This window comes from Helicobacter pullorum, from assembly GCF_900638355.1.
GTDB lineage: Bacteria > Campylobacterota > Campylobacteria > Campylobacterales > Helicobacteraceae > Helicobacter_D > Helicobacter_D pullorum.
In genome coordinates this window covers 32526-45354 of the sequence record NZ_LR134509.1, presented here as the reverse complement: position 1 = coordinate 45354, position 12829 = coordinate 32526, and the positions used below count along the sequence as shown (strand labels likewise).

Here is a 12829-nt window from a genome sequence, read left to right as displayed (position 1 = left end):
GTTTTATAATAATAAAAATTATCACTTTTAATATTAAAAAGGATACTCGATGAAAAATTTACCAACTCTAACAGGATTATTTACTCTATCTTTGGCGTTGCTTAATGCACAAGAGGCACAAAACATTCAACAAGAATCCAAAAAACAAGACGAAAAAGTCCTCTTAGAAACCGCCGTTGTTTCTGCACCTATTATGCGTTTTAGTCTTGATGAGCTTAATAGAAATATGGTTATCATTGACAAAGAAGCAATCAATGATAAAGGCTACAAAAATTTAGAAGATGTTTTTCGCACTCTACCCTTTGTAAATCTCACAGATGTCGGGCTTGGAAAGAATATTGACTTAAGAGGACAAGGGGATAAAGCCAATATTAGCGTTCAAGTTTTGGTCAATGGAATCCCACAAAATATGCTTGATTCTAGCCATGGTGTAACTCCACTCAATACCATTGATATTAACTCCATAGAAAGGATAGAAATCCTACCCGGCGGAGGGGCTGTTATGTATGGAAATGGCACAAGGGGAGGAGTAGTCAATATCATCACACAAAGACGCTATGAAAAACCAACTTTTAATGCCAATATCGGATATAGCAATGTTTTAGAAGGCAATGGAAATAGCTATAATGTGGATTTCAAATATGGAAATAAAACCAATGAAAATCTCTATTATTCATTTGGAGCGAATTATCAAAATAAGGGCGGACCGCGATATGGAGACAAGATAGAGGGAGTGGGGGCAAATTTAAGCCTTACAAAAGATATCGGACAATCACAAAGCGTATTTTTTGATTTTGATATTTTTAGAGGCGATATTGATTCTTCGCCCAATAACTCTTTTTTGGACAATCCAAATCCTTCTAAAAATGATAGAAAAACCCCCGGTAATGGCGACTTTCACAATAGGCAACTTCGCTTTGATGCAAGTTTAGGATACCAAAATGAACTAAGCCCCACAGCAAACCTAATCGCTAAAATCTTTTATCACTATAACAAAATTGATTATTTAGACACCAAAACCTACATTAGCAATTATACTTTACAAATGAGTGGTATGCCTATAGCATTTTCTTTTCCGAATACTCTAGCAGACCAAAGCGGCTCGTTTTTTGATGACCAAAAAATCGGACTAGATATCAAATATGACCAAAAACACAACAATGGTGTGCTGATTCTAGGTGCGCAATCTACTTACAATATCAGCAAACGCACGATGGATAATTATATTGATGCCTATGATCCAAATTATTCTATGGGTACTTTAAGCGGACTTCAATACATTAATGGTATGCTAATTCCTTTTGAAGGCAATAAATGGAGTAATTCCCTCTATGCAATAGAAAAATACGACTTTACCGATAGATTCTCACTTATGGGTGGAATCCGCTATGAATACGACAAATACGATGTTGATGTGGATTACAATATGCACACTCATGATATTTTTGTAGGCGGAACTCGGATGCCCTTTGTTAATCCAACCTACGCACAAGGCTCTTTAAATGAAGATTCCCACAATTTTGCCTTTGAAATTAATCCAAACTACAAATATTCAACTTATGGCAATATCTATGCCAAATACGAAAGAGGTTTCATCTCTCCTTCACCCAACTCCCTTTTGCAAAGGCAAGGGACCACTTATCAAACAACCAACATCAAAGATGAAACTTACAACACTTTTGAAATTGGTATTAGGGATTTTTGGTGGGATACCTTTTTATTCTCTCTTACAGGTTACTACACACTTACCAACGATGAGTTTTACACCATTGGCACAGCACATTCTATATCCGGTGTAGAATATGGAAACTATGACAAAACCGAAAGGATAGGATTTGAGCTATTTTTGGAACAATACTTTTTGGACAATGCCCTTACCCTTACAGAAAGCCTCTCCTACACCGATGCGAAAATAAAAAAACAAAATGGGCAAAGCACCAGCCAAAGAATCCCTTATGTAAGCAAATACAAAGCCACTTTGGGACTTAATTATAAATTCCTCAAAGATTACACTTTGTGGGTTAATAACACCTTTTATGGCAACCAAGTGGATACCATACAAAGCAAAATTCAATCTTACTCTCTAACAGACATAGGAATTACCGCAAAATACAAAGAATTTCTTATCAGCGCTGGAGTAAAAAACCTTTTTGATAAATTTTATTATAGCTTTTATAATTCAGATTCTAGTGATGTTATCACCGGATATAGCTATCTTATAGGGCAAGGAAGGACATTCTTTATCTCTGCAAAATATTCTTTTTAGTCATTTAAGTAGAATCCCCACTTGCTTTGGCGGTGGGATTCTGCCAAACCTCTTATGCTTCCAAACATTAATCTTTGCTAGTGAATATCTTTATTTGGGCTAAGGTGCTGGTAGATTGCAAAAAGCATAAAAACAAAATCACACTTAGATAAGGGCAAAAACTAGAATTATAAATTAAAGTCACCTACCCTTAATACAAAGAATTGCTTTATATTGCCACTCAATCTAAATTTTAGATTAGAAAATTAACAAGAGTAGTTAGAGTGATTATAAAATAGTTTAAAATCCTAGATAATCATTATTGCCCAATTTATAGAGTTTTGGGCTAAAATCTTAAAGTAGTTTTGAATTGAAGACTTTAGCTACTTTTAGACACTTTTATATCTAGTTTCCTCCAAGCTTGTAATGCCATTTTCCCCGCATATTTTGCATTTAGGATTCCGTCTAATAGAGATTTTGCGAAATTCCATATCCCGAATATCGCAGCTCAAAAACTTATCAAACAAAGGCTCTCCAACGCTTGTAATTATCTTTATTGCTTCATTTGCTTGAATACAACCAAAAAGCCCTGCTACTGCCCCCAAGATTCCAACACTAGCTCCCGTTGGCATTTCTTCTTGTGGGGGAGAATCAAACAAACAAGCATAACAAGCACTTTCTTTGGGCTTGATACTCATAGCTTGCCCACAAAAATGCAATGCACTCGCTCTAACCAAAATCTTCCCTCCAAGCACGCACGCATCATTGACAAGAAACTTTGAGGCAAAGGCATCTGTAGATTCTACAACCAAATCATAATCCCCTATAATCCCCAAAGCATTAGCCACATTAAGACGCTCTTTAAAGATTTTAATGCAAATATTTGGATTAAGTGCTTCTAACTTTGCTTTAGCGGATTCTGCCTTGTTAATCCCTATATCCTGCGTTCTATGCAGAATCTGCCTTTGGAGATTGCTCAAATCTACACTATCCCCATCACAAATCCCAATCTCTCCAACTCCAGCTGCTGCTAGATAAAACAACACCGGCGAACCAAGCCCACCAGCACCTACGACAAGCACTTTTGCATTTTTTAGCTTTTGCTGCCCTTCTTCTCCAATTCCACTTAGCAAGATATTGCGGTTATAACGCTCCAGCTCTTCTTTATCAAGCCCCATTTTATCCCTTTAAAATCTATACCCTAAGCCTACTAATCCAATATGGTATCTTTCATCAAAAAATCCAATATCATCGCTCACATTGCTATAAAGATAAGTAGCAAAAGCATACACACCCTTATATCCAAAAATATTGTGTCTAGAGATTCCCAACTTTGCTTTCCAAATATCACTTTCCCTAGTTTTATCAAAGATAATATTCTTAGAATCATAGCTTCTATTGCCATAAACTAGCCCAAAATTTGCAAAAGTTTCATTATCCAAAATAGGCAAGTTTCCATCTATCTTAATCCCAAAACCATCGTAGCTTTCTGCACTACCATCGGCATTTTTCATATCATAGTATGCACCAATTTCTATACCATAATATTTAAATCCCACCTCAAATTCATGTATATCTCCCTCTCTACGCAAAGATTGCTCCAAATTTTCTTTATCGTAGTTATCTTGTGCATAGACATAGCGACCAAAAACATCTAATTTTTCATTAAAATGATAAGTTTGCTCTATTTTAAGCCCATATTGATTCCTATCAACTACCTCTCTATCGCCGATTTGGTAAGGATTTGCATAGGCTTCTTGACGCAAAGATCCAATAAAAGCAATATCACTCTTATTATTCCCATAATTCAATCCATATCCGACACTAAGACCACTAACATCTCGTCCATTATAGTTTTTTAGATACACCTCATCATCGCTCAATAGCCCCTTATAAGAAAGCTCAATCCCAAGAAACGGAATAGCCTCTGTGGAGTTATTTTTATCATTCAAACTATTAAGGCGATTCTCATCTAATGAGGGATCAATATTGCTCTCTCCCTTTTTAAATCCGCCACCCAAACTAATATTTCCGCTAAATCCAGATTCTGCTGCTAATACAAGACTTCCGCACATCGCCAAAGTTAATGCTATTTTTATCATTAAAAACCTTTTTATAATCTTTTAAAAAGCTGAATTGTAGCAATTTTCGCTTAATATCCACTGATTAATTTTGATTTAAGAAAAAAGAGACTACCATTCCAAAGTTTAAATATATGAATATATATTCATATATGATTAATATTTCACCAAAATAACGGAGTAAAAAATGGCAGAATTTGATGAAAAGCGTTCCAAAACTCTCGAAGAGATTCTCAAAAAACTTCCCAAAGAAGAGTTGCTGTATGAATTAGCAGAGCTTTTTAAGATTTTTGGAGATTCTTCACGAATCCGCATTCTCTCGCTACTGCAAAAAGAAAAGCTTTGCGTGAGTGAAATCTCCACTCTTCTCAATCTCTCACAATCAGCCATCTCACACCAGCTTAGAATCCTGCGACAAGCAAGACTTGTGCGATACAAAAAAATAGGCAAAGAAGTGTTTTATGAACTTGATGATGACCATATCGAAAAGATTTTCGAGCAAGGTTTAGAGCATATCCAAGAAATGTAAAGGAATCCTATGGCAAATTGTTGCAGCACTTGTTCAAATGAACAAAACAACACACAAACTCCCACAAATGAGAAATTAACTCAAGGGATTTTTTATCTTAGCATTATTATTTATCTTTTTGCACTCACAGAAGATTTTGAAATTTTTGGCAAACATTTAGAAGCCTTTATGCTTAATAGCCTCTATCTTTTTTGCTACTTTGTTTTGGGCTATGAAATCCTAAAAGAAGCCCTTGTTGGATTTTATAAAAAAGAATTTTTTAATGAGAATAGCTTAATGGCTCTAGCTAGCGTTGGAGCTTGGGCTATTGGAGAAGGTGCTGAAGCGGTTGCTATTTTGCTTTTTTATCGCATTGGTGAAGCCTTAGAATCCCTTATTGTTGAAAAATCAAAAAAATCTATCCGCACACTTGCCTCCATCAAAATAGAACAAGCCCACTTATTAAAGGGAGACAAAACAGAAAATATTGACCCAAAAACTATCCAAAAAGATGATATTTTGGTGATTTTTGCTGGAGAAAGAATCCCTGCTGATGGGATTGTAATAAAGGGGGAAGGAAGTATAGACAATTCTGCACTCAATGGAGAATCAATCCCACAAAATGTAAAAGTTGGCGATTCTTTGCTCTCTGGCGGAATCAACCTTGATGGAATCTTGCACCTAAAGGCAACCAAAAGCTACGAAAACTCCGCTTTTAGCAAAATTATCAAACTTATTGAAGAGGGCAATGCACAAAAAAGCAAAAGCGAGGAATTTATCACCAAATTTGCCCGTTACTACACGCCCATTGTAACGCTACTTGCCATTAGTGTTGTGATTTTTCCAACACTTTATTTTTGGGCTATGGGAGCAGATTTTGTAGAATCTTTTAAAACTTGGCTTTATAGAGGAATTATCTTTTTGGTAGTTTCTTGTCCTTGTGCGCTTGTAATCTCTATCCCGCTGACTTTTTTTGCAGCACTAGGCAGAGCATCAAAAGAAGGAATCTTAATCAAAGGTTCAAGCTACATTGAATCTCTAAAAGACGCAAATGCCATTATATTTGACAAAACAGGCACTCTCACCAAAGGCGAATTAATCATAAAAGAAATTAATGCTTATAAAAATTATGATAAAGATTTTATATTAAAAATAGCAAAATCATTAGAATCTCATTCTAATCACCCTATTGCAAAAGCTATTATCCAGCAAACCAATGAGCAAAATTTGCAAAAACTCCATTTAGAAAATCTCAAAGAAAGTGCTGGTAGTGGAATTAGTGCGACTTTAGAGAACAAAACTATTGCTTTAGGAAATGCACGCTTCATTGAATCTATTACCCAAAAACCCATTCAAGAAGATTCTATTGCAAAATGTCAAATTTTCATTGCTTTTGATGGTGAAATAATCGGAAATATCATCTTAGAGGACGCAATCAAAGAGGAAGCAAAAGAAGTTATAAACACTCTAAAAAAAGAGCATTTAAAAGAATTTTATATTCTAAGTGGGGACAAAAAGTCAGTAGTGAAGCAAGTTGCAAACGCCATTGGCATTACTCACTTTTTTGCAGAGCTTATGCCAAAGGACAAAGTAACTCACTTAAAAGAAATTTTGGCTTCACAAAAAGCACAGAGAAAAAAGGTGATTTTTGTAGGCGATGGTATCAATGATGCTCCATCACTTGCCCTTTGCGATATTGGAATTGCTATGGGAAAAGCCGGAAGTGATGTTGCTTTGGAAGGTGCGGATATTGTAATTATGAATGATGATTTAAATAAAATCCCAAAGGTTTTGCAAATAGCCAAAAAAACTCGTGCGATTTTGTGGCAGAATATCATTTTTGCACTAGGAGTAAAAGCGGGAATTATGATACTTGGAGCTTTTGGGGCTACAAATCTCTGGATTGCACTCTTTGGCGATGTGGGAGTAGCGATTTTAGCCTTGCTAAATGCCATTAGGGCTATTAGATAAGCAAAATCCATAGCCTAGAATAAGCCCTGCAATACAAAGAAGGCTTTACTCAAAAAGGCTATGAAAATCTATGCTTTGCAACCCTATTGATAAAATCTTAAATTTTAGATAATGGCATTCTAAAAATAATCTTGATAGTTATACTCCAAAACACACCTTTGTGATAGCAAAAAACAAAATGGATAAATCAATCACAAATTGATTATCTCAACAAATTTATTGTAATATACCGCCAAAAATATTAAATATAAGGAAAATTATAATGATACCCAAAAGATTTTATCGTTTAGTTTTTGCAGGAATAATGTCCCTTTTTATGAGCTTTATTATGTCTGGAATCATCACTTTTTTAAACCTAGGATTTATTCCTTCTTTCTTTACACAATGGCTTTTAGAGGCTTTTCCAAAAGCTTGGGTAGCTGCATTTCCTATCGTGTTTTTTGTCGCCCCTCGTGCTGCAAAACTCGCAGAATCTTTGATGAAAAAATAGCATATTCTCACACCTCCATTCCCCCTCCCTTTTGCCCTTTTATTAAAATTTACTTAAGAAACTTCTGCTACAATTCCACTCCTAAAAACCACAAGGGAATCTTAATGCGATATAGAATTTTTATTAAACCGATAAAAACGCTTAAAGCCTTTAAGCTTCTTTTTAATATTATGGCTCTACAAACTCTTTATTAATCCACAATTTACTTAAATCACTTATACAATCAAACTAAAATTTACATTAACTTTAAGGAAAACTATGAAACTAGGCTGGTTTTGTGTCATTTTGGGCGGGATTTTGGAGATTTTTTGGGTAAGTGGGCTTAAATATTCCACAAGCCTTTTGGCTTATATAATCACCGGAATCCTTGTGTTTTGCTCATTTAGCTTGATGATTATAGCAACTAAAAAAATCGAGGTTAGTATTGCTTATGCGGTATTTGTAGGGATAGGTGCTGCTGGTGTGGCGTTGAGCGAAATTGTAGTTTTTGGTGCTTCTACAAGCCCTTTGCAACTCACATTTATTGCACTTTTAATCCTTAGCGTGATTGGACTAAAACTTGCAAGCAAAGAAAACGACAAACAAGAGCTAAAAGTCATTCAAGAATTTTCTCACGATTTGGGTATTGATACGATTGCCCAAAAACTTGAAACACTAGAATCCACGCAAACAAAAAAGGATAGCAAATGAGCTGGATATACTTAATATTAGCTGGAATTATGGAAATCTTTGGCGTAATATGTATGAAAAAATTTGCTCTTAGCAACCAAAAAAGCTACCTACTTGGAATTGCAGCATTATTTGTATTAAGCTTAAGCTTGCTTTCTTTGGCATTACGCGAGATTCCTATGGGAATTGGCTATGCGGTTTGGACAGGTATTGGAACAGCTGGGGGCGTGCTAGTAGGCATTTTCATCTACAAAGAATCAAAATCTTTTTGGAAGCTTTTCTTTGTTGCCTCTATCGTGGTATGCAGTATCGGCTTAAAGGCGTTAAATTAATCCACAAGGGGGCTTTTGCCCCTATTTTTGATTGATATGCTTCAAAACAGGATCATCTTTAAAAACAGCAAGAATATTCATACCCATAGGAAAAATTTCATAGCCAAGAGGCTTAATCAAATCGAAAATTTCTTGTTGCGGGCTTTTTAGGACTTCAATTAATAAAATAGGTTTATACTTTTTAAGTGTTTTCATAGCTCCATTTAGCACTTCTACTTCCATTCTTTCCACATCAATTTTTACAAAATCTACCCGCTCTAATTCCAAAGAATCAATACTCATTAAGGGAACTTTTTGTGTTTTTTGATAATCGATATTTTGCCCTATAAATTCATTATTTATGTTTGCTTTTAGCTCCAAACTTCCAAAAGAAGCAGGCTTAGTATAATCCACTTGAGGAACATCCAAAAAGCCCCCCCCCCCCGCTTGTTAGAAGGATTACCCAAAGCAGCAAAAATTGCCTTAACATTAAAACAATTATTAATTGCGATATTTCCTGCTAGAGCATAATAGATTCTCTCTTGTGCCTCAAAAGCAATTACACGCCCAAAATGCGTCATAGCAATGCCCCAAGTTACGCTATGGGCTCCAATATTTGCACCACAATCCAAAGCAACCACGCCATCACCAAAATATTGCCGCCTAAGATTCAATAAGGCAACCACACTCTCCACTTCATAAAAATCAAAAGAACCTGTTTGTAAAAACTGGTAACCTACTCCATAGGCACCATTAGGAGTTTCACATTTATCCAAATGATTCACAATCATTGTTCCAATATTCGTTGAAGCGAGAATAAAAGGCAAAGGTCTTTGAATATGTATCATAAAAACTCCTTTAGGAAATAATTAAGAATTTTAATGCTAAAAACCTTAAATAATTACTATGTTACTGATTCATACAAAATATTCAATCCATAAATAAATTTTTGTTAAAGCAGGGAATATAATAAAAAACTAAATAAAAAATTAGTATAATGGTGTTGAAAAATTTTTTAAAGGAGTTTTGTTAATGAAAAAGCTATTATTAACTTTATCTGTAATTGCTGGTCTTTTAAGCAATGCTTTTGCTATTGATTTAATTTCTGTGGCTACTAATGGAAAATCTAATGAAAATTCTTTGGGTGTTAAAACACTCAATAATCAAGAGATGAGTAAAATTATTGGTGGGGCGTATATATATGGGAAACCAGTTTATCAATATGGCGTTAAGAATAATAGTAATACAAAAATTTATTATACTGCATATTATAATTTCCAAACTACAACAACTCAAGATGAAGTTGCCTATGGTCGTTTAAATACTGGTGGTTCACCATATGTCCCTGTGGTTTCTGCCACTTTAAACTATCTAACAAATAAAGTTAGTGTTTCGATTATTGGCATGAATCAAAACAATCCCGTTTATACACGTCCCGCTGATTCTTATTACGCTAATCAGTTAATCAATTCTAATGGAAAAGAATTATTTAATAGCGTTAATAACAAAATTAGAGGCGATGCTGGTAAATATTGGTAATAAGGAATACCTTTTGCTTATCCTTTCTTAAATTTCAAAAGGATAAGCAATGCAAATCTTAAATTATTCTAATTATCCTTACTACAATTTCAATTCTAAAGAATTTTCAAATCTTGCAAATCAGGATTCTAAATTAGAAAATAACTTTCTTGTGAATCTAAACTCCGCTAATTCTACAAGCTATAAAGAAATACAAGAATCAAATACACAGATAGAAACTCAAAGTGATGAGGAAATATTAAGTAAAGTTCAAAAGAATATTAGTTATTTTCATGATACTTGGAGCAAAACTATAAAGAGTGAATTTGAACCTCTCCCCTATAGTTTCCACACAACCATAGATATGCATGATATGAATTTTATCGATACAATTAATTCTAAGCTCCAAAGTGGTGCAAATATAAAAATTACTCAACAAGAAATGCAAGAAGCACAAGATTTCCTAAATAAGCAAATGGATAATCTAATGCTAAAATTCTATAAGGCTAATCCCGAAATAGTAGAGGATACACTAAAGGGAGATTTTATCTTTTATTCTGAAGGTGGCTTAAATAGAACAATGAATGTTGATGATATAGAAATATCAAGAGACTATCCAGAGCTAAAATATGATAAAAAGGTTTCTAGTATTTTATATGCTTATGGAGCTAGAATAGAACAAGATAGTTTAGATAAGGATTTTATGGGATATTTACAAAGTTTTAAAAATGCTTTAAACAATCAAGATTTAGATGATACAATAAATATAAAACATGTTATGTCAAGTTATAGACATTATAAAATGGAATCAACAGGCTATAGCTTCTTTGCTTCACTTTCAGATATGTTATCCCCCATAGAGCAAGAAAAAATTACCGATTCCATTGCCAAAGTTATGGGATTTTATTTGCAATCTAATTCTATGGAAATTAACGGAATCAAAGTATCTTGGGATAATTCAGGATTTACAAATGATATAGGATATTATGATTCTGTTTTTGGCGGTCGTTCAATGGCTCTACATACTTACAAAATTGATTACGCAGATTCACAATCCACACCTAATGATTTCCTTGCCTCTCTTGCCTCTAACTTTGATACTACCCAAAGCATTTTTGATATACTCAATCAAAAAGAAAAACTAGAAAAGGAAAATCAAGACTTGAAAAACAAACAAGCAATAGAAGCATATAGTTATGGCAATGGATATTCTAGCACTTTAACTTCTAAAACTTCTAAAGAAATAGATAGTTTCATTAATCAAATGATCAAGGAAGCAAAAGCATAATGCAAAAAATGCTTTTATTGCGCATTTTTTTGCTTGTTTTTATAACAAACTTTGCTTTTGCTTTTAGTGTTAAATCTCTACAAGAACTCCACAATCAAAATGTTATAAGGCAGCAATATGAGGAATCTTGTGGGGCTTCTGCTTTAGCTACTTTACTTAATCTCTTTGAATTTAAACAATATAGCGAACAAGATATACTTGCTTTTTTAAATCAAAAAACCGATATGTTAAGCTTCAAAGAATTACAAGAAGTGGCAAATACTCTAGGTTATACAACTAAAGGCTTTCAACTCCAAAGAGAAATATTAGAGCAAACTTCTTATCCTTTGCTTGTAAGAATAGAAAATGACCCTAGATTCCCTCATTTTGTTGTAATTATCAATCACAAAGGCGATTTTATTCAAGTTTTTGACCCTAATTTTGGACAATATAAAGCAACCAAAAAAGAGTTTTATTCTGTATGGGATAGGAATCATACAGGTGGATTTGCTCTTGTAATTGCTAAAAATGAAAACTCCAAACCTATGATAAAAGATTTAGAATTTCCTAACGAAGCATTTTTCAAATGAAATAGATTTTCTATGAATAGAGTTTGGTTGATTGGGGGCAAAGACTCTATTTTATATCTTTACCATCTTTATCCTTTTATTATTTTTTTTAAGAGGTTATCTCTTTGGGTTTTTGTATAAGAGTTAGTGATTGCATTTATTCCATAAGCCTCTATTGCTTGTTTGTTTTTCAAGTCTTGATTTTCCTTTTCTAATTTTTCTTTTTGATTGAGTATATCAAAAATACTTTGGGTAGTGTCAAAGTTAGAGGCAAGGAAATCATTAGGTGTGGATTGTGAAGCAATAGAGATTTTAGAGCCATTGAGGTAAGCATTAAATAGAGTGCTATTACCCTCCCAAGAAATAGTGAAATCCCCTAATTGAAAGTGGTTTCCTAAATCTCCACTTTGATTATAAAGGTATCTTTGGGATATTTGTAGATTTTCTAAAATTTTATTTTTACTTTCTTGCGGAATCAATCCATATAAATCCGCTAATGCAAAAAATTCCTCGAAACAATGGGCTACTTGATAATTATCCGAAGTATAATCACTTAAAAAACCTTGCTTTTCATTAATTGCATTGATTTCTTCTAAAGTCATCGTGCTAAGCCCTTCAGTTTTTGTAAAAAGTTTATGATAAAACTCATCACTTGTGGCATATTCTAGGCTACCTTGTCCTTGTTTTAACAGATTTAATAATTTTTGTTTGCTATCAATCCTTGATTTATCCATTTCAAAAAAAGTTTTTGTAAATGATAACAACGCTTGAAACTCTTTACTATCCTCCCCCTTACTTATATAAGTATTATTCAAAATATTGTTCATTTCTTGAGATAAAATATTTTTAGACTCTTCAAATGTTTGTTCTGTCGGGAGAGAGACATTATCTAGCAAGTATTGTTTTAACATTGTAAAATTTTCAAATTCTGTATCGTTGTCCCCATTAATTGCTACTCTATCATAAAATATAGCATCTTCATATTGAAGATAATAAGGATGATGTAGTGGGTAGTCAGCTAACAAATCATTTATTTTTTGTTGGATTGCTTCATTGCTTGGGTTTGTGGATTTCGTATTTGATTCTTGTATTTCTTTATAGCTTGTAGAATTAGCGGAGTTTGGACTGCTATAAATATTTAAATAATTAGAATAAAAAGAATTTGATATGCTAGTCATTTGTCTACCTTTTTCTAAAAAC

Annotated in this window: 14 protein-coding genes; 9 read left to right on the top strand and 5 right to left on the bottom strand. The window is 33.7% G+C overall.

Annotated features, from left to right (window positions below):
* Window positions 1-49: 49 nt before the first annotated feature.
* Window positions 50-2266: a TonB-dependent receptor gene (locus EL247_RS00210; RefSeq protein ID WP_232019766.1), complete on the top strand. Its 2217-nt coding sequence runs from the start codon at window positions 50-52 to the stop codon at window positions 2264-2266.
* Window positions 2267-2634: 368 nt separating this feature from the next.
* Here EL247_RS00210 and EL247_RS00205 read toward each other — a convergent pair whose 3' ends face one another.
* Both EL247_RS00205 and EL247_RS00200 read right to left on the bottom strand, forming a co-directional pair.
* Window positions 2635-3423: a HesA/MoeB/ThiF family protein gene (locus EL247_RS00205; RefSeq protein WP_104745935.1), complete on the bottom strand. Its 789-nt coding sequence runs from the start codon at window positions 3421-3423 to the stop codon at window positions 2635-2637.
* A gap of 9 nt (window positions 3424-3432) precedes the next feature.
* On the bottom strand, window positions 3433-4347 hold the full coding sequence (locus EL247_RS00200; RefSeq protein WP_104745936.1) for a DUF2860 family protein: 915 nt from the start codon (window positions 4345-4347) through the stop codon (window positions 3433-3435).
* Window positions 4348-4513: 166 nt separating this feature from the next.
* Between EL247_RS00200 and EL247_RS00195 the strand changes: the two genes are divergently transcribed.
* The 5 genes from EL247_RS00195 to EL247_RS00175 all read left to right on the top strand — a co-directional run bounded on the left by EL247_RS00195 (window position 4514) and on the right by EL247_RS00175 (window position 8296).
* The gene (locus EL247_RS00195) at window positions 4514-4855 is read left to right on the top strand and encodes an ArsR/SmtB family transcription factor (RefSeq protein WP_065827031.1); all 342 of its coding nucleotides are present in this window, start codon (window positions 4514-4516) and stop codon (window positions 4853-4855) included.
* A gap of 9 nt (window positions 4856-4864) precedes the next feature.
* Window positions 4865-6805 carry a heavy metal translocating P-type ATPase gene (locus EL247_RS00190; RefSeq protein WP_126441897.1) on the top strand — a complete coding sequence of 647 codons (1941 nt, stop codon included), beginning with the start codon at window positions 4865-4867 and terminating at the stop codon, window positions 6803-6805.
* A gap of 262 nt (window positions 6806-7067) precedes the next feature.
* On the top strand, window positions 7068-7295 hold the full coding sequence (locus tag EL247_RS00185) for a DUF2798 domain-containing protein (protein ID WP_054195264.1): 228 nt from the start codon (window positions 7068-7070) through the stop codon (window positions 7293-7295).
* A 258-nt stretch (window positions 7296-7553) separates the two neighbouring features.
* A complete protein-coding gene (locus tag EL247_RS00180) occupies window positions 7554-7985 on the top strand; it encodes a DMT family transporter (protein ID WP_005021777.1) in 432 nt (143 codons plus the stop codon).
* Window positions 7982-8296: a DMT family transporter gene (locus EL247_RS00175; protein WP_065827029.1), complete on the top strand. Its 315-nt coding sequence runs from the start codon at window positions 7982-7984 to the stop codon at window positions 8294-8296. Before EL247_RS00180 ends, EL247_RS00175 begins: the two co-directional genes overlap by 4 nt.
* A gap of 21 nt (window positions 8297-8317) precedes the next feature.
* Here the strand turns inward: EL247_RS00175 and EL247_RS00170 are convergent, their stop codons facing one another.
* Complete coding sequence (locus tag EL247_RS00170; protein WP_269470978.1) at window positions 8318-8704, bottom strand: FkbM family methyltransferase; 387 nt, start codon at window positions 8702-8704, stop codon at window positions 8318-8320.
* Window positions 8647-9123 (bottom strand): FkbM family methyltransferase, encoded by a 477-nt coding sequence (locus EL247_RS08675; RefSeq protein ID WP_269470977.1) that lies wholly within the window; start codon window positions 9121-9123, stop codon window positions 8647-8649. Before EL247_RS08675 ends, EL247_RS00170 begins: the two co-directional genes overlap by 58 nt.
* Before the next feature lie 184 nt (window positions 9124-9307).
* On the opposite strand from EL247_RS08675, the gene EL247_RS00165 reads away from it, so the two are divergent.
* The 3 genes from EL247_RS00165 to EL247_RS00155 are packed head-to-tail and all read left to right on the top strand — an operon-like array spanning window position 9308 to window position 11650.
* The gene (locus tag EL247_RS00165; protein WP_126441896.1) at window positions 9308-9814 is read left to right on the top strand and encodes a bacteriocin; all 507 of its coding nucleotides are present in this window, start codon (window positions 9308-9310) and stop codon (window positions 9812-9814) included.
* Window positions 9815-9863: 49 nt separating this feature from the next.
* Window positions 9864-11081: a hypothetical protein gene (locus EL247_RS00160; protein ID WP_104745788.1), complete on the top strand. Its 1218-nt coding sequence runs from the start codon at window positions 9864-9866 to the stop codon at window positions 11079-11081.
* Entirely contained in the window at window positions 11081-11650 is a 570-nt protein-coding gene (locus tag EL247_RS00155; protein ID WP_104745787.1) for a C39 family peptidase, read from the top strand. Before EL247_RS00160 ends, EL247_RS00155 begins: the two co-directional genes overlap by 1 nt.
* A gap of 68 nt (window positions 11651-11718) precedes the next feature.
* Here the strand turns inward: EL247_RS00155 and EL247_RS00150 are convergent, their stop codons facing one another.
* Complete coding sequence (locus EL247_RS00150; RefSeq protein ID WP_104745786.1) at window positions 11719-12807, bottom strand: hypothetical protein; 1089 nt, start codon at window positions 12805-12807, stop codon at window positions 11719-11721.
* Window positions 12808-12829 lie beyond the last annotated feature (22 nt).